General features: G+C 56.0%; 20 protein-coding genes. 12 read left to right on the top strand and 8 right to left on the bottom strand.

The window, feature by feature from the left end; translation table 11 throughout:
• Positions 1-52 precede the first annotated feature (52 nt).
• The gene (locus B9K09_RS04185; protein ID WP_087515645.1) at positions 53-472 is read left to right on the top strand and encodes a polyribonucleotide nucleotidyltransferase; all 420 of its coding nucleotides are present in this window, start codon (positions 53-55) and stop codon (positions 470-472) included.
• 70 nt (positions 473-542) lie between these two features.
• Positions 543-1,448 (top strand): cation diffusion facilitator family transporter, encoded by a 906-nt coding sequence (locus B9K09_RS04180; RefSeq protein WP_087515644.1) that lies wholly within the window; start codon positions 543-545, stop codon positions 1,446-1,448.
• Positions 1,449-1,473: 25 nt separating this feature from the next.
• Here B9K09_RS04180 and B9K09_RS04175 read toward each other — a convergent pair whose 3' ends face one another.
• Positions 1,474-1,884, bottom strand: a complete 411-nt coding sequence (locus B9K09_RS04175) for a DUF6515 family protein (RefSeq protein WP_087515643.1) — start codon at positions 1,882-1,884, stop codon at positions 1,474-1,476.
• 231 nt (positions 1,885-2,115) lie between these two features.
• On the opposite strand from B9K09_RS04175, the gene B9K09_RS04170 reads away from it, so the two are divergent.
• From B9K09_RS04170 to B9K09_RS04160, 3 genes are all read left to right on the top strand, one after another.
• A complete protein-coding gene (locus B9K09_RS04170; RefSeq protein ID WP_087515642.1) occupies positions 2,116-2,535 on the top strand; it encodes an MAPEG family protein in 420 nt (139 codons plus the stop codon).
• Positions 2,536-2,864: 329 nt separating this feature from the next.
• Complete coding sequence (locus B9K09_RS04165) at positions 2,865-3,344, top strand: Lrp/AsnC family transcriptional regulator (RefSeq protein WP_087515641.1); 480 nt, start codon at positions 2,865-2,867, stop codon at positions 3,342-3,344.
• A gap of 135 nt (positions 3,345-3,479) precedes the next feature.
• A complete protein-coding gene (locus tag B9K09_RS04160; protein ID WP_087515640.1) occupies positions 3,480-3,689 on the top strand; it encodes a DUF2788 domain-containing protein in 210 nt (69 codons plus the stop codon).
• Positions 3,690-3,754: 65 nt separating this feature from the next.
• On the opposite strand, the gene B9K09_RS04155 is transcribed toward B9K09_RS04160, so the two are convergent.
• Positions 3,755-4,387, bottom strand: a complete 633-nt coding sequence (locus B9K09_RS04155; protein ID WP_087515639.1) for a pseudouridine synthase — start codon at positions 4,385-4,387, stop codon at positions 3,755-3,757.
• Positions 4,388-4,532: 145 nt separating this feature from the next.
• Here B9K09_RS04155 and B9K09_RS04150 point away from each other — a divergent pair, with 145 nt between their 5' ends.
• Positions 4,533-5,567 carry an NAD(P)-dependent alcohol dehydrogenase gene (locus B9K09_RS04150; protein WP_087515638.1) on the top strand — a complete coding sequence of 345 codons (1,035 nt, stop codon included), beginning with the start codon at positions 4,533-4,535 and terminating at the stop codon, positions 5,565-5,567.
• A 64-nt stretch (positions 5,568-5,631) separates the two neighbouring features.
• On the opposite strand, the gene amn is transcribed toward B9K09_RS04150, so the two are convergent.
• From amn to B9K09_RS22530, 5 genes are all read right to left on the bottom strand, one after another.
• Positions 5,632-7,107: an AMP nucleosidase gene (gene amn / locus B9K09_RS04145; protein WP_087515637.1), complete on the bottom strand. Its 1,476-nt coding sequence runs from the start codon at positions 7,105-7,107 to the stop codon at positions 5,632-5,634.
• 224 nt (positions 7,108-7,331) lie between these two features.
• Positions 7,332-8,981: an acyl-CoA dehydrogenase family protein gene (locus B9K09_RS04140; RefSeq protein WP_087515636.1), complete on the bottom strand. Its 1,650-nt coding sequence runs from the start codon at positions 8,979-8,981 to the stop codon at positions 7,332-7,334.
• A complete protein-coding gene (locus tag B9K09_RS04135; RefSeq protein WP_087515635.1) occupies positions 8,978-9,619 on the bottom strand; it encodes a TetR/AcrR family transcriptional regulator in 642 nt (213 codons plus the stop codon). Before B9K09_RS04135 ends, B9K09_RS04140 begins: the two co-directional genes overlap by 4 nt.
• Before the next feature lie 142 nt (positions 9,620-9,761).
• The gene (locus B9K09_RS04130; RefSeq protein WP_087515634.1) at positions 9,762-11,729 is read right to left on the bottom strand and encodes a hybrid sensor histidine kinase/response regulator; all 1,968 of its coding nucleotides are present in this window, start codon (positions 11,727-11,729) and stop codon (positions 9,762-9,764) included.
• A gap of 188 nt (positions 11,730-11,917) precedes the next feature.
• The gene (locus tag B9K09_RS22530) at positions 11,918-12,055 is read right to left on the bottom strand and encodes a hypothetical protein (RefSeq protein ID WP_157699323.1); all 138 of its coding nucleotides are present in this window, start codon (positions 12,053-12,055) and stop codon (positions 11,918-11,920) included.
• On the opposite strand from B9K09_RS22530, the gene B9K09_RS04125 reads away from it, so the two are divergent.
• The 5 genes from B9K09_RS04125 to B9K09_RS04105 all read left to right on the top strand — a co-directional run bounded on the left by B9K09_RS04125 (position 12,054) and on the right by B9K09_RS04105 (position 16,295).
• Positions 12,054-12,848, top strand: a complete 795-nt coding sequence (locus B9K09_RS04125; protein ID WP_087515633.1) for a bifunctional hydroxymethylpyrimidine kinase/phosphomethylpyrimidine kinase — start codon at positions 12,054-12,056, stop codon at positions 12,846-12,848. The genes B9K09_RS22530 and B9K09_RS04125 overlap by 2 nt on opposite strands.
• A gap of 13 nt (positions 12,849-12,861) precedes the next feature.
• Positions 12,862-13,485: a thiamine phosphate synthase gene (gene thiE, locus B9K09_RS04120; protein WP_087515632.1), complete on the top strand. Its 624-nt coding sequence runs from the start codon at positions 12,862-12,864 to the stop codon at positions 13,483-13,485.
• Between the two features lie 69 nt (positions 13,486-13,554).
• Positions 13,555-14,844 carry a glutamate-1-semialdehyde 2,1-aminomutase gene (gene hemL, locus B9K09_RS04115; protein ID WP_087515631.1) on the top strand — a complete coding sequence of 430 codons (1,290 nt, stop codon included), beginning with the start codon at positions 13,555-13,557 and terminating at the stop codon, positions 14,842-14,844.
• A complete protein-coding gene (locus tag B9K09_RS04110) occupies positions 14,844-15,506 on the top strand; it encodes a hypothetical protein (RefSeq protein WP_087515630.1) in 663 nt (220 codons plus the stop codon). Before hemL ends, B9K09_RS04110 begins: the two co-directional genes overlap by 1 nt.
• A 243-nt stretch (positions 15,507-15,749) precedes the next feature.
• Positions 15,750-16,295: a tetratricopeptide repeat protein gene (locus B9K09_RS04105; RefSeq protein WP_087515629.1), complete on the top strand. Its 546-nt coding sequence runs from the start codon at positions 15,750-15,752 to the stop codon at positions 16,293-16,295.
• Positions 16,296-16,381: 86 nt separating this feature from the next.
• Here B9K09_RS04105 and B9K09_RS04100 read toward each other — a convergent pair whose 3' ends face one another.
• Entirely contained in the window at positions 16,382-16,705 is a 324-nt protein-coding gene (locus tag B9K09_RS04100) for a DUF1820 family protein (RefSeq protein ID WP_087515628.1), read from the bottom strand.
• A 129-nt stretch (positions 16,706-16,834) separates the two neighbouring features.
• On the opposite strand from B9K09_RS04100, the gene miaB reads away from it, so the two are divergent.
• Entirely contained in the window at positions 16,835-18,178 is a 1,344-nt protein-coding gene (miaB, locus tag B9K09_RS04095) for a tRNA (N6-isopentenyl adenosine(37)-C2)-methylthiotransferase MiaB (RefSeq protein ID WP_087515627.1), read from the top strand.
• The last annotated feature ends 72 nt before the right edge of the window (positions 18,179-18,250 follow it).

Here is an 18,250-nt window from a genome sequence, read left to right as displayed (position 1 = left end):
ATGCAGTCATCGCCTTGCTATAGTTGCGCCCCCGACAATCAGGAGAACTTAGATGAGCCCCTCAACCCGCATTCTTGGCTGTGTTCTGAGCGCCAGCTTGCTCACTCAATTGAGTGCATGCGGCACGCTGTTCTACCCTGATCGCCGCGGCCAGATCGAAGGCCAGGTCGACCCGGTAATTGTCGTATTAGACGCCGTCGGCATTCTGTTTTACGTGCTGCCGGGCTTGATCGCTCTGGGAGTCGATTTCGCCACGGGCGCTATTTACCTGCCAGGCGGCAAAACTGCCCAGGTTGACCCGAATGATTTAAAAAACCTGGTCGACAGCCAAGGACAAGTTGATCGCGCTAAGCTAAAAGCGTTGATCATGCAAAAAACCGGTAAAAACCTGCCGTTGAATGACCCGCGGGTGATTGAACACCGTGGTGACTTACAGCAGCTCGCAGCTTACGGCCTGCGCCCGGCGGCGTAATCACAGCAAATACGCAGGGTGAACAACCAGGGCGCCAGCCATCACCACATCTCCGGATTAGAGACAGTTTATGAGTGTATTGCCGCAACATGCTCGACTGATGCGCCAAGCTTCTTCTGCGGCATTAGTGGTGGCCTTGGCGCTCGCGCTGGCCAAGGCGGTTGCGTGGTGGCTGAGCGGTTCGGTCAGCTTACTTGCTGGCCTGACTGACTCGCTGCTCGATGGCGCCGCCTCGCTGCTCAACCTGATTGCGGTGCACTACGCGCTGCGTCCGGCAGATGATGATCACCGTTATGGTCACGGCAAGGCCGAGGCGCTCGCAGGCTTGGGTCAGGCGCTGTTTATCGCAGCCAGCGCCGTGCTGGTTGGCGTGCAAGGGGTTGAGCGTCTTATCAACCCCGCCCCCTTGACCAGCGAAGGTTTAGGGATTGCGGTGATGATCCTGTCCTTGGCAGTTACCGTCGCGCTGCTGATGTTTCAACGCCACGTTGTGCGCGTCACCGGCTCAACCGCCATTCATGCGGACTCACTGCACTACCGCTCTGATTTATTGCTCAACAGCAGCATTTTGCTCGCGCTGTTTCTGGCCAGTTTTGGCTGGCTGCATGTCGATGCAATCTTCGCCATCGGCATTGCCTTCTACATTCTCTGGAGTGCGATCAGCATTGCCCGCGAAGCGAGTGCGGTACTGATGGACAAGGAACTCTCGCCCGACGTCAGCGAACACATGTATGCCTTGGCCTGTGCAGTGCCTGGCGTGCTTGGCGCACATGACCTGCGCACGCGGGTTTCCGGTACGCGCTGGTTTGTGCAATTACACGCCGAATTACCCGGCCATCTGACCCTATCTGCAGCGCACGCATTGTGCGAGCAAGTCGAAGATGCGATCCGCGCAGAATACCCGCGGGCCGAGGTGCTGGTGCACGCCGACCCGCCTGAAGTATTGCCCGATCAGCCCGCAGCCGCGCAGCCATAACCCTCATCGCTTAGCTGGCGACTGCCTAGCCACGTGGCACACGCACGACCTGGTAATAGCCTCGCTTGCCCTGCCAGCGGTAATAGCTATCAGAAACTCGGTGATACTTAACGCCGCGTACCCAAACCTGACGTGCGCCGCGTGGCAATTGCCGGACTGTATAACCATAGGGCGGTGCAACCCGTACATATCGGCCTGCCGCCGGTTTGTACCAGCGACCATCAGCAACGTAGTAGTCGCCATGGTTGTAGCGAATCCGTTGATGCCTAACAGGCAGATGCGAAATCCTGGGTGATTTCCTCTCGACCTTTACCACTTTAACCACCGAGTGCTTATCGCGGTGTTGCTGCTCGTGCTTGGGCGACGCCTGCACCAAAGGTGAAAGTCCCAGCAGAACCAACACGCCAATTTCGACCCACTTAAAGCGCTTAATCATCGCTGTCACCTCATTGGTTTATCTGAGTTACAGAATGACTAAAGCCTGGTCAAAGTAGGGTCAAGGCTGAGTAAAGAGTCGGTAAATAGCGCCGCCGGCGTGAAAACCACTGCACTCGTCAGGTTTCACGCTTTAAAACAGCGGAAGATATATAGAGTAAAAGCTCTAACTATCCTAAGCTGCTGAGGCGGTCTAATAAAAACAACATTATCCACTCTCAAGGACTCACTCATGACTCTATCGCCTAGCGCAGTTGCGCTGCTCGGGCTGGTTGCCTGGACCCTGTTTCTACTGATTCTGATGATCAATCAGCGCGGCTTGTTGGTGCTCAGCGGCAAACTTGCAGTCAATGGTTTCTCCCCGGATGGCAGTAATACCCCGGGCGCATTCGGCCAACGCTTAGTCCGTGCGCATGCCAACTGTGTTGAAAATGTTCCGTTAATGGCAGCGGTGCTGCTTTACGCGATGGTCGTCAGCCAAACCAGCATCACCGACCCACTGGCCGGGGTACTACTGGCGGCGCGAATATTTCAAAGCTGCATGCACCTGATCAGCAGCTCAGCCTTGTTCGTCTGGCTGCGTTTTGCTGGACTCTTGGTGCAGATCATCATCACTGTGTGGTGGTTGCTGCGTCTGTCCGGTTTGATTTAAGACATTCTTCAACGCATTAAAAAGGGAGGCCTCTCGGCCTCCCTTCGGGAATGTTGTCCTGTGCTGGCAATTGTGTCGCCGCCTTTATCGCCCGTCTGATTGGACAGTGCGGACCCGGGTGCCGAAACGACCCTGTTGGATCGGCGGCGGCCGCTCACCTGATTGAGTGAGTCGGCGTGGACATGTCGTCCGGGCCTTGAAACTGAGATAAATAGTACGGCGAGCCGACGAGTGAATGATTGCGAATATTGCTAACTCAACTACCTGTTGCGCAATATTTATCTAATGAAGCATTATTTAGCGCAATCCAAATAGAAATAGTGATCAACATGAACAAACTAGACCGCTATGACCTGAGCATCCTGGCAGAATTGCAACGCGACGCCCGCTTGTCCAATCAAGAGCTGGCCGAGCGTATTGGCTTGTCACCTTCGCCCTGTTCACGCCGGGTTAAACAGCTTGAAGACGATGGCTATATCGCCAAGCAAGTTGCTTTACTCGACAGCAAGAAGCTTGGCCTGAGCCTTACCGCCTATGTATTGATTGGTATGGATCGTCATACACCTGAGCGCTTCGAGCATTTCCAAGAAGCCATCCGCAATTGCCCGGAAGTGCTCGAATGCAGCCTGGTCACCGGGATGGACGCCGACTACCAATTGAAAGTGGTCGTGCCCGATATGGATCATTACCAGAAGCTTCTGCTCGGCACCCTCACCCGCATCGAAGGCGTCTCCAGCGTGCGCTCCAGCTTCGTTCTGCAGCAGATTCTATCGAGTACCCAGTTACCGCTGGAACATCTTCGTAACTGAAGGTTTACACCTCAAACCGGCCAATGGTGCCTGACAAATCACAGCGCTTACGTATAATCGCGGGCCTGCGTCAGGCCTTACGCCAGCTCCGATAGACGTGTGGTCAGGGTTATTTACTAGGTAATTGAGGTCACGATGGAAACCGAAGTTTTCGAAGATTTAATGACAACAGTACTGATCAGCGTCCTGATCCTGTTTATGGCATTTATTGTCTGGGACTTGGCAAAAAAATCCAAAGCAGGCCGCTTTGGCAGCATGATCCTGTTTCTCGCCCTCGGCTTGGGCGTGCTCGGCTTTGTGATCAAAACCTTTGTCATTGCCGGTCTCGAAATCGAAGGCCACTAAAGCGAAGGGCTCGACCCTCGCCCGCCCGAACACAACTGACGAGTAATGCAGCGCGCAGAAGATATCTAAAGTCGGGGTTCGAGGTCCTTCCACTGCCCCGGTTGTAAATCATCGAGCCCCCAAGGGCCAATACGCACTCGCACCAGGCGCAATGTCGGCAAGCCAACCGCCGCCGTCATGCGCCTGACCTGACGGTTACGGCCCTCGCGAATCACCAACTCCAGCCATGCGGTGGGAATGCTTTTACGAAAGCGCACCGGCGGATTACGCGGCCACAGTTGCGGCTCATCCAACTGGCGAGCCTCGGCGGGCAAGGTCATGCCGTCATTAAGCTCCACACCTTGACGCAAGCGCTGTAATTGCTCAGCAGTCGGCTCACCTTCAACCTGCACCCAATAGGTTTTCGCCAATTTGTGTTTAGGGTCGGCGATCCGCGCCTGCAGGCGGCCGTCGTTGGTCAGCAGCAGCAAACCCTCGCTATCACGGTCCAGACGCCCTGCCGGATATACGCCGGGTACGTCGACAAAATCCTTGAGGGTGGCGCGGCCTTGCTCATCATTAAACTGTGTCAGCACATCAAATGGTTTATTCAGCACCAGCAAACGCGGCTCAGCAGGCGGTGTTTTTGCCTGACGACGGGGCGCCGGCTTTGCGCTCACAGAGCGTCGCGGCGCAGCAGGGCGTGGTGGGCGTGGCATTGAAGATTTCCCAAGGACATGACTAAACCCGCAGTTTACCCGAGGACGGGCCGACATCATCACCGCTGATTATCTTGATTCTTCAACTCGAGCAAGGGTCTATGCTGCTTGTCACTGGTTTATCACCGCTTCCAAGGAGCCCGTAATGAGTACATCCGAATCGATCGTCAATACATTCATTGGCTGGGCTGCGACCGCCGCGGGCGCGCCGCTTGAGCAGTTTGAGTATGACCCCGGCCCTCTCGGCGTAGATGAGGTTGAAGTTGCCGTTGAATACTGCGGCATCTGCCACTCTGACCAATCAATGATCGACAACGAATGGAGGAACGCGCGCTACCCATTTATTCCCGGTCATGAAGTGGTGGGCACAGTGGTGCGTTTGGGCGAACAAGCACGCGGCCTAAAGCTAGGCCAGCGGGTAGGTATCGGCTGGCACAAAGGCAGCTGCATGCATTGCGATCCGTGCATGGAAGGTTCACACCAACTGTGCAGCACGATTAAACCAACGATTGTTGGCAGCCACGGCGGCTTCGCCGATCGTATGCGCGCGCATTGGGCCTGGACCTTGGCAATCCCCGACAGCCTCGACCCAAGCATGGCTGGGCCACTGTTTTGTGGCGGCTCAACGGTATTTGCGCCGCTACTTGAGCTTGACGTCAAACCAACAGACCGCGTCGGCGTAGTCGGTATCGGCGGTTTGGGCCACCTGGCATTACGCTTTTTGAATGCATGGGGCTGCGAGGTCACCGCCTTCACTTCATCACTCAATAAGCAGGAAGAAGCCAAACGTCTCGGTGCGCACAACGTGGTCGCCTCAACCGACAGCGATGCCATGAAAAAAATGGCTGGGACCCTGGATTTCCTGCTGATAACCGCCAGTGCTGACCTCGACTGGAATGCATTGATCGGCACGCTGCGCGGTAAGGGACAGCTGCACTTTGTCGGGATTGTGCCGAGTGCGATCCCGGTGCATGTGTTCCAGTTGATTCCGCGCCAACGCAGCATTTCAGGCTCCCCGGTTGGCTCGCCAACGGTCATGCGCAAAATGCTTGAGTTCTGCGCACGCCATCAAATTTTGCCGCAGGTTGAGCACTTTCCGATGAGCAAGGTTAACGATGCGATCCAGCATCTGCGTGACGGCAAAGCGCGCTATAGAGTAGTGCTCGACGCCAGTAAATAACCTGCAATAAACAACGCCCCAGCTCAGCACTGGGGCGTTTTGCATTGCCTTGAGGAATGCCTGATTAGCGAAACGGCGGCTCGTCGAAGCTACGTAACTTACGTGAGTGCAGCGAGTTGAGCTGGCCACGCAGCATGTCCAAGGCGGTGATGCCGATGTGCAGGTGCTGAGTCACCGCGCGCTCGTAGAACGCCCCCGCCGCACCCGGCAGTTTGATTTCGCTGTGCAGCGGTTTATCCGAAACACATAACAGCGTTCCGTATGGCACGCGCAAGCGATAACCTTGCGCGGCGACCGTGCCACTCTCCATATCCACCGCAACTGCCCGCGCCTGGTTAATCAACGGTCGCTCCTGAGCCCAGCGCAATTCCCAATTACGATCGTCATAGGTAAGCACGGTGCCGGTGCGCAAACGCCGCTTGAGATCATCGCCCCTCTCACCGGTCACTTGCGCCGCAGCATCTTGCAGGGCTTGCTGCACCTCAGCCAAGGCAGGCAGCGGGATATTCGGCGGCAAGACTCGGTCAAGAATCCCGTCGCGGCGCATATAAGCGTGTGCGAGCACATAGTCGCCAATGGTTTGCGATTGACGCAGACCGCCGCAGTGACCAATCATCAGCCAGCAGTGTGGACGCAATACGGCGAGGTGGTCGGTGATGTTTTTCGCGTTTGAAGGGCCTACACCAATATTGACCAAGGTGATCCCATCTCCGCCGTCGCCAGCCAGCAGGTGATATGCCGGCATCTGGTAGCGATGCCAAACCACGCCGCCGATGATGGCCTGCATCTCACCTTCGGACATGCCGCGTTCGATAACCACGTTACCCGGCAGTATCATGCGGGTGAAACGTGACTCACCGACCAACATGTCCAGACCATGACGAATGAACTGGTCGACGTAGCGATGATAGTTAGTCAGCAAGATCCACGGCTGCACATGGCGCCAGTCGCTGCCGGTGTAATGCACCAGTCTACGCAGCGAGAAATCCACCCGCGCGGCATCAAACAGCGCCAGCGGCATGGGGTCCATGCTTTCCCAACTGTATAACCCATCGGCGGTGCTATCTGTCGCGGCGGACAGGTCAGTACTCGGGAAGACCCGCGCCAGCTCACCGGCGGTCACTCCAGAACCGGCAAGCTCATCGCCCTGCTCGACCACATAGGGATACGGAATGTTCTGCTCACTGAGGCCAACTTCAACGCGTAGCGTGTAGTCGTGCATCAAGGGTTGCAACTGCTCCAGCAAGTACTTACGAAAGGCACCGGGATGGGTAACAGTGATGCTGTAAGTGCCAGGCACCTGCACTTTGGCGTATGCGCGCACGGTGGCAGGCGCCTCGCCATGACACAAATAGGTCAGACGCAGTTCTGGGTAACGAAACTGGCAATGCGTGGTGGGGTCTGGCTTGACCCGATCCTTTAGATAGGCCTTGAGAGCCTGGCTCAAAGCGCGCGTGGCTTGCTCATGTAGCGCGGCGAGTCGATCAACCGCCTCTTCAGGGCTGCTTACAACAATAAAGTCTTCTGGACATGGATTCACGGCAAACCTTCCTGACTGAACATGCACACTAATATTGCACCCTAGACGGCCTGCTTAGCCACCCTAAGTACTTGCATGAATCAACTGGAGCCGACGATAGCCGCCACAGGACTACTGGCAGCGGCGTCTTAAACCTGGTCCGAAAATTCCAGCCAGCTTGCTCAGCCTGAAAACACCCAGAAACTGACCACCTGCTGTCGGTCAGTTTCCGGGCTTGGCGGGGCTCAAGCCAGATGAGGTGTGCTGCGCGCAAGCAAGGCTTCAGCATCAACACCGCGCGGCAAGGTGCCATAAACCCGACCGCCCTCGCCTAAACGGCTGGCAATAAAGCCATCGGAGACCGTCGAGTTGCCAGCCTCGAGCAGCAACTTTGCTTGCAGGGCAATGGCCACATCTTCAGTCAGTTGACGGGCACGGAACTGAATATCGTCAGTGTCACGGAACGCGGCCTGAACCTTGCCGATGTGGGCTTTCAAGCGTGCATCGCCATGCCCATCGCCCAACTCGATAAACAAGGCTTCAAGCACACCCGGCTCCTTGGACAGTGCACGCAATACATCAAGGCACTGCACGTTGCCCGACCCTTCCCAGATGGAGTTGACCGGTGCTTCGCGATACAGGCGCGGCAAGATGGTTTCCTCAACGTAACCTGCGCCACCCAAGCATTCTTGCGCCTCGTTGATCATTGCCGGAGCGCGTTTGCAGATCCAGTATTTGCCAATTGCCGTCACCAGACGCGCAAATTTTTCTTCCTGTTCGTCATGGGCGTTATCCAATGCCTTGCCCATACGCAGCGTCAGCGCCAGCGCCGCCTCGCTTTCAAGGGAAAGATCCGCCAGGACGTTTTGCATCAACGGCTGCTCGGCCAGCACTCGCCCGCCCACTTTACGATGCGCACAGTGATGCGCGGCTTGAGTCAGGGCCTGGCGCATCAAGGCGCTGGAACCGATCATGCAATCAAAGCGGGTCAGCGAAACCATCTCGATAATTGTCGGCACGCCGCGGCCTTCTTCACCGATCATCCACGCCAGCGCGCCACGGTACTCTACCTCGCTGGAAGCATTCGACCAGTTGCCAAGCTTGTTTTTCAGGCGCTGGATGTAGAACTCGTTGCGTGAACCGTCTGGACGATGGCGCGGCAGCAAAAAGCAGCTCAAGCCTTTATCGGTATAGGCCAGAGTTAAAAATGCATCGCACATTGGCGCTGAACAAAACCATTTGTGGCCAACCAGTTCATACGCTTGCCCCGGCCCCGCAATACCTACTGGATGGGCGCGCGTGGTGTTGGCACGGACATCGGTGCCGCCCTGCTTCTCGGTCATGGCCATTCCGATGGTCGCACCAGTCTTTTGCTCAATCGGCAAATTACGCGGGTCGTATTCTGTCGAAAGAATCTTTGGTAGCCAGATTTCAGCGATATCGGGCTGTAGCTTGATCGCCGGAACACTGGCGTAGGTCATCGTCAGCGGGCAGCCAGAACCGGCTTCGGCCTGACTGTGCAAATAACTCAAGGAGGCCCGCGCCACGTGGGCTCCGCTGCGTGGATCAGTCCATGGCGACGATGGCAAACTGTGTTTGATCGCGGCGCCCATCAGTTCGTGATAAGCCGGGTGAAACTCGACCAGGTCGATGCGATGGCCGTAGCGATCGTGGCTTTTGAACACGGGCTTTTGTTCGTTGGCCAAAAAGCCTGCCGCCATTAACGGGCCGCCAGTCAGCATGCCGTATGTGTGCAAACGATCCTCTGCCCAAGCGCCGCCAAACCGACGGTTCCACTCCTGCAACGGCAAATCGACACGATACAAATTGGCGCCATCCAAAGATGGCACCTGATTAAACACTTCATGGGTTTCTGCGTTAAGGCTCGGGTTCATGCGGATAACTCCTTGGCGCCGACGGCGCTTAAACAGAATGCGATCAGGTCTGCAGTAATATCGCCCAGCGCCAAGGCCGGTTGGCCCCTTGCACGAGCAGCGCAGGCACTTGGCGATAAAGGCCCGACCAGTGATTCAGCAATAGCGCCGACCAGACACGCGGCGCTTAGTTGAGTGTGTTGCACACGAAAATTGCCGCTGGCAACCCCGTCCTCCAGTACCTCAACCAGAAGCTCGGCATAGGCGTGGCGAAATAGCAGGCGTTGCTCATCAACTTCAGGATCAACCGGTTCAGCAATCAGTGCGTAGGCCAAACGACGGCTGTGCCAGGCACGCGCGGCAAACTGGGTCAAACCAGCAGCCAGCCGCTTCGGCGCCAGAGCCTGGGTTTGCAATGCCTGCGCCATGGCATCGACCTCACGTTGACTGGCAAGGGCAAATACCTCTGCTGCCAACTCACCTTTACTACGGAAGTGGCGATACAGGCTGCCCGTTGCGATGCCAACATCTTCAGCCAACGCCTGCATGGTCAGCGCAGCAAATCCGGCCTCACTCACGCGGGCCAAAGCGCAGTGCAGAATTCGCAAACGCAAGGCATTGTCGCGGTCAATTCGTAGGGCGCTAGTGCGGTAAGCCATGATCTGAATCCTGATTCAACATTTAACTAGTGAATCAGGATTCAGCTTTTCAATACAGAGGGATTTTAGGCAGATTAGATGCCGTTTCTGCCAAGGACTGGCAACTTCGACACGCAAGTTTCGTAGGACATCAAGAAGGCGGCTATTGCGGCTTCGCAGCAAGCGTACCGGCCAGAGCCAGACTGACGTTGAGCTTGAAATGGCTGCCTTTACCTACTTGCGACTCATGGCTTAATTCACCGCCCAATAGCGCAACCATTTGTCGGCAGATAGCCAAGCCAATTCCTAAACCGCCGAAACGCCGAGTCATGGAGCCATCCAATTGCTGGAAGCACTGGTACAAGGAGTGATTGTTGGCCTGATTGAAACCGGCACCGGTGTCGAGAACATCGATACACAACGGCACGCCATGCTGCGCATTCGCTTGCGGATTAATGCGTAGAGTTACATAGCCTTTATCGGTGAACTTAATCGCATTCTCCAGAAGAATACCGATACTTAGGCGAAGTTTAACCACATCACCTTCTAGTTCATCAGCCAAGGCTTCATCGTACTCGACTACAAATTCAAGGCCTTTGCTCTGCGCAAGCGGTGTGTATTGCGCGCTGAGCGAGTCAATCAGAGCCCGTAGGCTGAAAGGTTCACACAAAGGGTACAACCTGCCAGCCTGCAACTCGGTGAGCGTCAGGATGTTATTGATCATGCGCATCATCTCTTGCGCCGAGCCCGATGCCATCGAACGGTACTGCTCCATCTCGTTATCCAGGCGTACGGTTTGCAGCAAGTCCAGAGAGCCGATGACTCCATTCATTGGCGTTCGCAACTCGTGGCTTATGGTTGCCAGAAATTCGTCCTTTAGCCGGTTATTGTTGGCTAATGCCTGGTTAAGCGACTCCAACTCGCGCCGTGCGGACTGCAAAATCGCGGTGCGTTCTTCTTTGAGGATATTGATCCGGTCAGCCAGCGCCAGCGACAGCAACGCCACCTCAAGCGCCGAGCCTATCTGGCTGGCGTACATGGTGATAAACACATTCGGCAAAAAGCCCAACACCATCAATGTATTGAGAATGCCGCCGAGCAAAAACGCCGACCAAGCAAAGATAAAGTAGCGCGCAACACGCATGCCACTAAACCAGGCACTAAGGCCCGCGCAAAAAACAACCAAGGTAAAGATCAGCGCCAGATAAGTGGCTAAACGCAAGGACAGCGCATAGCTGGCGGTCAACGCCAAAACCATCACCAGCACAGCTGTAACTATCATCATAAGCAGCGAACGATCAATCCATTTGCCCTGCTGCGCGGTTTGCAAAAAGCTGCGCGCAAACTGAGTACCGAACAAGATCGCCGAGCCAATCAAAAACGGTGTAGCGGCGTTCGCCCACCACGGATTATCCGGCCAGAAATAGGCGATACCGGCACCGTTTACCGACACCTGATAAAGGCCGAACGAGGCGATATAAAGGATGTAATACAGGTAGCTGGTGTCGCGCACGCTGAGGTAGATGAACAGGTTGTAAATGATCATCCCCAGCAGCACGCCATAGATGATGCCCAGTACATAAATGCGCGTCGGCTGGTTTTCAATATATGCGTTCGGCGCCCACAGCTTCAAAGGTGCTTGAAGAGAGCCCTGGCTTTGTAAGCGCAAATAAACTCGCCGCGGCTGATGGGGCTGCAACCCCAACTCAAACAGGTAGTTATTGTTTTTGATTTCACGGGAAGCGTAAGGCAGTGCATCACCTGTGGTCCGCAGCAGGTCGAAACCACCTTGAACGTTATCGATATAAAGCATCAGATGATCGAGCGGCGGGTATGCCAACTCCAACAGCCAAGGCCGCTCGCCATGGAGCTGCTGCGGTCGGTAATCAAGGTCGACACGCAGCCAAAATGCCGACCGCGAGTAACCGGCATTCAAAATATTGTTGGATTGGCGTTTAAAACGCGAGGCATAAGCAGCCGACGAGACTTGATCAATAGTGGCTGTACCACTGGCATCTTCAAGCACATAAGTGTCGCGACCCAAATCTACTGATCGCGTATGTTCATCAAATGTCACAGCTCCAGCCAATAGCGGCCAGACAGCAAGTAACAGAATCAAAATGGTGCGCATTCAGCCCCGCGGTACGTGATGACCGACAATCTTGGACTGCGTCCGTGAGCCCCAACTCACTAATTAGACGCCGTCTGGCATGTCTGTTTATTCGAATTTGCGCCACAATATCATAGGGTAAAACCTGCAATAAGTACCCTCTCACAAAATACCCAAAACTTTGCTTAAACCCCCTCTAGCGCGGGGTTTTAATTAAACAACAAGCCGTCTTCAACAAGCCCGGACAAGGCGCTAAACAGCGCGTTTAAACCTAGCGAATTACCACGGTCCATGACAATCATCTCGCGGGCCAAAATCAGCGATTTAATGATAAGCTCGCGCACCATGAAAACGCCTACTTCCCGTCCCGTAGTACTTTGCCTGTCTGGACACGACCCAAGTGGTGGTGCCGGCTTGCAGGCAGATATCGAAGCGCTGCTCGCTCAGGGCTGTCACGCTGCACCTACCGTGACTGCACTGACCGTTCAGGACACAGTCAACGTTTCCGACTTCCGCGTACTGGATCGCGAATGGGTACTGGCGCAAGCCAATGCCGTCATCGCCGACCTGCATGTCGAAGCGATCAAACTGGGCATGCTCGGCTCGGTCGAGATGGTCGAGACGGTACTGGAAATCCGCAACAAGTTGCCTGGGATTCCATTGGTCTGCGACCCTGTATTACGCGCAGGTGGCGGCGGCGCTCTAGGCAAAGATGAAGTAGGCTTCGCCATGCGCGAGCGACTGTTCCCGGCCTCGACCATTGCCACGCCGAACCTGCCCGAAGCACGCATCCTGGCTGAATTGCCCAACGGCAGCGCCGATGAGTGCGCGGCCAAGCTATTGCCGTTCATCGAGCACTTATTGATCACTGGCGGACACGGCGACGAGCACGAAGTACACAATCGCCTTTATTCGCGCGACGGCAACCAGCACACATTCACGTGCCAGCGCCTACCCGGCAGTTATCACGGGTCAGGCTGCACATTAGCCAGCACCCTGGCAGGTCGCTTAGCGATTGGCGAAGAGCTGGTCAGCGCTGTGCGCACCTCGCTCGACTACACCTGGCGAACCCTGCGCGATGCAGAACAGCCCGGCCAGGGTCAATTTATTCCGCGGCGTTTACCGCTGGATGGATTCTGATGGAGGCCATTTAATGAAATTGCGCGGACTCTACGCCATCACCGATAGCCAGCTACTGGCGGATGGCAAGTTACTGCCCTACGTCGAAGCCGCGCTCAAAGGCGGCGCCAAACTCCTGCAGTACCGCGACAAATCAAGCGATGATGCGCGGCGCCTGCGCGAAGCCGAAGCGCTGCGCGAGCTGTGCAACCGCTACGGTGCCACCTTGGTCATTAATGATGACGCCGAATTAGCAGCGCGGCTGGGTGTTGGCCTGCACTTGGGCCAGAGCGATGGCTCACTTGCAGCCGCACGCGCCCTGCTCGGGCGCAACGCAATCATCGGCGGCACCTGTCACGCCGAGCTTGATCTGGCGCAGAACGCAGCCAGCGAAGGTGCCAGCTATATAGCCTTCGGCCGTTTTTTTAACTCCAACACCAAACCGGGTGCGCCGGCAGCGACTATCGAACTGCTTAACCAGGCCAAAACCCGCTTTAATCTGCCGATCATTGCCATTGGTGGTATTACGCTTGAGACCGCACCACAGCTGATCGCCGAAGGCGCCAGCATGGTGGCGGTGATTCATGGGCTGTTTGCCGCTGATTCAGCGGATGAGGTCGAGCGCCGCGCCCGCGCCTACAGCGCGCTGTTTACCTGAGCACGCAGGCTAACCACAGATTAAATTTTGCGGAGCCCAGCGCTCTGCACAGACTTTGAGAGGCTTCCAATGTCACGTTCAGAAACTCTATTTGCCAACGCCCAGAAACATATTCCGGGCGGTGTTAACTCGCCGGTTCGCGCCTTTAAAAGCGTGGGTGGCACGCCACTTTTCTTCAAGCACGCTGCCGGCGCTTATGTCACTGACGAAGATGACAAGCGCTATGTCGACTACGTAGGCTCGTGGGGCCCGATGATTCTCGGCCACAGCCACCCAGAGGTTCTCGACGCAGTGCGCAAGCAGCTGGAACACGGCCTGTCTTACGGCGCACCGACGGCCATGGAAACCGAGATGGCAGATCTGGTGTGCAGCATTGTGCCTTCCATGGAAATGGTGCGCATGGTTAGCTCCGGCACCGAAGCCACCATGAGCGCAATTCGTCTGGCACGCGGCTTCACCGGTCGTGACTCAATCATCAAGTTCGAAGGCTGCTACCACGGTCACTCCGACAGCTTGCTGGTAAAAGCCGGCTCGGGCGCCCTGACCCTCGGCGTACCCAGCTCGCCCGGCGTACCTGAAGCCTTCGCCAAACACACCCTGACACTGCCATTCAACGACATCGACGCCGTGGCCAAGTGCCTCAGCGAAGTCGGCAACGAGGTTGCTTGCATCATCGTCGAGCCAGTTGCTGGCAACATGAACTGCGTACCGCCAGCTCCAGGTTTCCTTGAGGGTTTGCGTGAGCAGTGCGACAAGCACGGTGTAGTGCTGATTTTCGACGAAGTGATGACCGGCTTCCGTGTTGCGCTTGGCGGCGCCCAGGCGCATTACGGCGTCACCCCGGATCTGTCGACCTTCGGCAAGATTATCGGCGGCGGCATGCCAGTCGGCTGCTTCGGTGGTAAGCGCGCAATCATGAGTCACATCGCACCGCTGGGTCCGGTCTACCAAGCAGGCACCTTGTCTGGCAACCCGCTGGCCATGGCCGCAGGCTTGACCACACTGCGCCTGATTAGCCGCCCAGGCTTCCACGCCGAACTAAGCGACTACACCACACGCTTACTGCAAGGTTTGCAGGAACGTGCCGATGCAGCAGGCATCGCCTTCACTACCACTCAAGCTGGCGGCATGTTTGGCCTGTACTTCACCGAGCGCAAGCACATCAGCAGTTTTGAAGACGTGATGAGCAGCGACAGCGAGCGCTTCAAGCAGTTCTTCCACCTGATGCTCAAAGGCGGCGTTTACCTCGCGCCAAGCGCATTCGAAGCTGGCTTCACCTCGATCGCCCTTGGCGATACTGAACTGAAGCTGACTCTTGACGCTGCCGAGCATGCGTTCGCCGAGATGACTAAAGCCTGATGCAATACACCACCGCCGCCAGCGATGCATTGCTGGCGCTGGCTTGCGCAGCCAGCGCTATCATCATTGGCAAAGCCCGAGGGCGCTATCACGAAGCCTATCAACCCGCTCTATTTTGCGCGCTACTCGGATTCGGATTGACCGCTGCCGCCGCTCTTTGCGGCAGCCTGCGCTACGGGCTCGATCCTAGCTGGCAAGGCGCTCACTTATGGCTAAGCCAGGCCAGCACCTTCCTCGGCCTACCACTGATTGGCTGCGCAGCCCTGTCATTAAGCCGCAACTGGGCGTGGAGCCGTGCAAACTGGGGGCGGATACTGCTCGGCCTGTGTGCTTTTTTCGAATTGGCGCGCCAGCTCAACCAGCTTGATGATTACCGCTTGCTGCTCAACCTCATCACGCTCGCAGCGGTGCTCTACGCTGGCCTGATCCAACACCCCAACAAAGCACTGATGCTTGCAGCAGTGGCCTCGGCTGGGTTGTTTGTGGTGGCAGGCTTGGCTGTCGGCACCACGGGTTATATCGGCGCGGTACGCCGCGTTGACCTGTTTCATCTGCTCCTGACACCCGCTTACCCACTACTTGCTTGGCTAATATTGAAACTGCCAGTGCAGAGCGCGGTCTCAACTGAAACAAGCCAAGTAACCGATAAAGCTGACCAGTAACAGCCTTGATGCCCACAAACCTGCTCAAACCACTGATTTATATAGAGTAAACATTGGTCTTGGCGGGTTTTGGTTTGCCTAACAATTATTGGCGACCTATTCACAGCCCTTGCATTACAGCTATTTACGTTAAACTTCGTAAACACTTTGTAAGAACACCGCCGCTTATTTCATAATGTGACACCCGCCACATATCCACGGCCACTCATTAGTCGTATTGCAATGCGAGGAACACGGACTTTCATGAACCGCACCGGCCGCGCCCTCACACTGGGCTGCCTGCTGCTTCTGCCTTCACTCGCTTTCGCGAGCGGTAATTCGCTGCTCATTCCAGCGACAGGGAGTTGCTCACTAAATACCGCCCCCGAAGAACTGCCTGAGGCGCTTGATGCTTGCCTCGCGTCCGCCAACGCTGGCGACCCGCAAGCGGCATACGAGCTGGGCGAGTTCCATTACGACGGTAAACGTGCGCCCCGTGACCTGCAGCAATCGCTCAACTGGTTCGAGCAAGCCTCATTAAAAGGTCATGCGCAGGCGCAATATCGGCTCGGCATGATGTTCTTCCGTGGAGAAGGCGTGCAGGCCAATAATATTCAGGCGTTTATCGTGCTGAAAATGGCCGCGGTCAATGGCTCGGATGAAGCCATGGACAGCGCAGACCTGATCGCAGAGAAAATGGAGCGCAATGAGCTGGAGATATCCAACCAAGTGCTGGGGCAGATATTCCGCAACTATTTGCAAGAACTGCAAACCGCCGAGCATATAACGCCCTTCAATCCGCTGCCTTAATCGCCCATTCGTCTAAAAACCTACGAATCAAGCTACACCGCCATCAGACAGCAAGCTCAAGCTGCCTGCCCAATCGCCTGAGCTGATTATTTATCAGGCATCGGCATTGGAAACGGCATGACGTTGCCGCCACCTCTGGCTTCACTGATCTTCGGCGTGCCTAAGCGCTCGACTTCATCAATCCGGATGATCGAATGCATGGGGACAAAGCTACGCACAACACCATCAAACTGTGCCTTGAGCTTCTCTTCACTCGGGTCGACCACGACCTGAGTACGCTCACCAAAGACAAACTCCTCCACCTCAAGAAAGCCCCACAGATCGCTTTGAAAAATCTGCTTGGCGTACATTTCGTACACCTGCCCCTGATTCAGAAAAATCACTTTATAGATAGGTTCGCGCTTACTCATATAGGCAGTTTAGTCGGGCCAGGAAAATAACGGGCACGAATCATAACATGCAGGCAGTCAGGCAACGCTAGGAACAGAAGCGCTTGGGCCTTATAATATGCGGTTCTTCGAATCACCCTTTGAGCCCGCATGACCAAGAAGCTTTATATCGAAACCCACGGCTGCCAGATGAACGAGTACGACAGCTCGCGCATGGTCGATCTTTTGGGCGAACATCAAGCACTGGAAGTTACTGAACGCGCTGAGGATGCAGATTTGATTCTGCTCAACACGTGCTCCATCCGTGAGCGCGCGCAGGACAAGGTATATTCCCAGCTGGGCCGCTGGCGTGAACTGAAACTAAGCAACCCGGATCTGGTTATTGGCGTTGGCGGCTGCGTGGCCAGTCAGGAAGGCGCGGCAATTCGCGATCGAGCACCCTATGTCGATGTGGTGTTCGGCCCGCAAACCTTGCACCGCCTGCCGGAAATGATCAACGCGGCACGCACCACCAAACTACCGCAGGTTGATGTTTCATTCCCTGAGATCGAAAAATTCGATCGCCTGCCAGAACCGCGCATTGACGGGCCAACCGCCTACGTATCGGTGATGGAAGGCTGCAGCAAGTACTGCACCTTCTGCGTGGTGCCCTACACCCGCGGCGAAGAAGTCAGCCGGCCCATGGCCGACGTGCTGAGCGAGATTCTCCATCTGGCTGAAAACGGCGTGCGTGAAGTGACTCTGCTTGGGCAAAACGTCAATGGCTACCGCGGCGACACCGGCAACGGCCAGATCGCTGACTTTGCCGAGTTACTCTATGCAGTTGCCGCAATTGATGGCATCGACCGCATTCGCTACATGACCTCGCACCCGCTGGAGTTTTCCGACGCGTTGATTCAAGCCCATGCAGACATTCCCGAGCTGGTGAAGTACCTGCATTTACCTGTGCAATCCGGCTCAGACCGGATTCTCGCGGCCATGAAGCGCAACCACACGGCACTTGAGTTCAAATCGCGGATTCGCAAGCTGAAAGCCGTGGTGCCAGATATTCTGATCAGCTCTGACTTCATCATCGGTTTCCCAGGCGAGACCGAGAAAGATTTCGAGCAAACCATGAAACTGGTTGAAGATGTTGGCTTCGATTTCTCTTTCTCGTTCGTCTACAGCTCACGCCCCGGCACGCCGGCAGCAGATTTGCCCGACGACACCCCCGAAGAATTGAAAAAGCAGCGCCTGAAGATTCTTCAGGACCGCATCAATCAGATCGGCTCGGCAAACACGCGCCGCATGGTCGGCAGCATCCAGCGCATTCTGGTCAGTGATTATTCAAGAAAAGACCCTGGCATGCTCCAAGGTCGTACCGAGAGCAATCGCGTAGTCAACTTCCGCTGCGACAACCCAAGCCTGATTGGCCAATTTGTCGACGTGATGATTGATAGCGCTCAGTCCTACTCTCTGCGCGGCAGTCTGATCACCGATTCCGGCGCGGAATAAACCTGTGCAGCCCAACATATTCGGGCTCTTCACGCATACTGCACTAAAGCCTATGCTGTTGATGCTTTCCTG

The organism is Pseudomonas sp. M30-35, assembly GCF_002163625.1.
Lineage (GTDB): Bacteria > Pseudomonadota > Gammaproteobacteria > Pseudomonadales > Pseudomonadaceae > Aquipseudomonas.
This window is presented reverse-complemented; position numbering and strand designations above follow the sequence as displayed.

Bases quoted from the DNA above. Each gene is read 5' to 3' on its own strand.
- B9K09_RS04185 (WP_087515645.1), top strand. From the start codon at position 53: ATGAGCCCCTCAACCCGCATTCTTGGCTGTGTTCTGAGCGCCAGCTTG.
- B9K09_RS04140 (WP_087515636.1), bottom strand. From the start codon at position 8,981: ATGAACCCGAGCCTTAACGCAGAAACCCATGAAGTGTTTAATCAGGTG.
- B9K09_RS04155 (WP_087515639.1), bottom strand. From the start codon at position 4,387: ATGCCACGCCCACCACGCCCTGCTGCGCCGCGACGCTCTGTGAGCGCA.
- B9K09_RS04175 (WP_087515643.1), bottom strand. From the start codon at position 1,884: ATGATTAAGCGCTTTAAGTGGGTCGAAATTGGCGTGTTGGTTCTGCTG.
- thiE (WP_087515632.1), top strand. From the start codon at position 12,862: ATGAAATTGCGCGGACTCTACGCCATCACCGATAGCCAGCTACTGGCG.
- B9K09_RS04110 (WP_087515630.1), top strand. From the start codon at position 14,844: ATGCAATACACCACCGCCGCCAGCGATGCATTGCTGGCGCTGGCTTGC.
- B9K09_RS04165 (WP_087515641.1), top strand. From the start codon at position 2,865: ATGAACAAACTAGACCGCTATGACCTGAGCATCCTGGCAGAATTGCAA.
- miaB (WP_087515627.1), top strand. From the start codon at position 16,835: ATGACCAAGAAGCTTTATATCGAAACCCACGGCTGCCAGATGAACGAG.
- hemL (WP_087515631.1), top strand. From the start codon at position 13,555: ATGTCACGTTCAGAAACTCTATTTGCCAACGCCCAGAAACATATTCCG.
- B9K09_RS04170 (WP_087515642.1), top strand. From the start codon at position 2,116: ATGACTCTATCGCCTAGCGCAGTTGCGCTGCTCGGGCTGGTTGCCTGG.
- B9K09_RS04105 (WP_087515629.1), top strand. From the start codon at position 15,750: ATGAACCGCACCGGCCGCGCCCTCACACTGGGCTGCCTGCTGCTTCTG.
- B9K09_RS04135 (WP_087515635.1), bottom strand. From the start codon at position 9,619: ATGGCTTACCGCACTAGCGCCCTACGAATTGACCGCGACAATGCCTTG.
- B9K09_RS04160 (WP_087515640.1), top strand. From the start codon at position 3,480: ATGGAAACCGAAGTTTTCGAAGATTTAATGACAACAGTACTGATCAGC.
- B9K09_RS04100 (WP_087515628.1), bottom strand. From the start codon at position 16,705: ATGAGTAAGCGCGAACCTATCTATAAAGTGATTTTTCTGAATCAGGGG.
- B9K09_RS04125 (WP_087515633.1), top strand. From the start codon at position 12,054: ATGAAAACGCCTACTTCCCGTCCCGTAGTACTTTGCCTGTCTGGACAC.
- B9K09_RS04150 (WP_087515638.1), top strand. From the start codon at position 4,533: ATGAGTACATCCGAATCGATCGTCAATACATTCATTGGCTGGGCTGCG.
- B9K09_RS04130 (WP_087515634.1), bottom strand. From the start codon at position 11,729: ATGCGCACCATTTTGATTCTGTTACTTGCTGTCTGGCCGCTATTGGCT.
- B9K09_RS22530 (WP_157699323.1), bottom strand. From the start codon at position 12,055: ATGGTGCGCGAGCTTATCATTAAATCGCTGATTTTGGCCCGCGAGATG.
- B9K09_RS04180 (WP_087515644.1), top strand. From the start codon at position 543: ATGAGTGTATTGCCGCAACATGCTCGACTGATGCGCCAAGCTTCTTCT.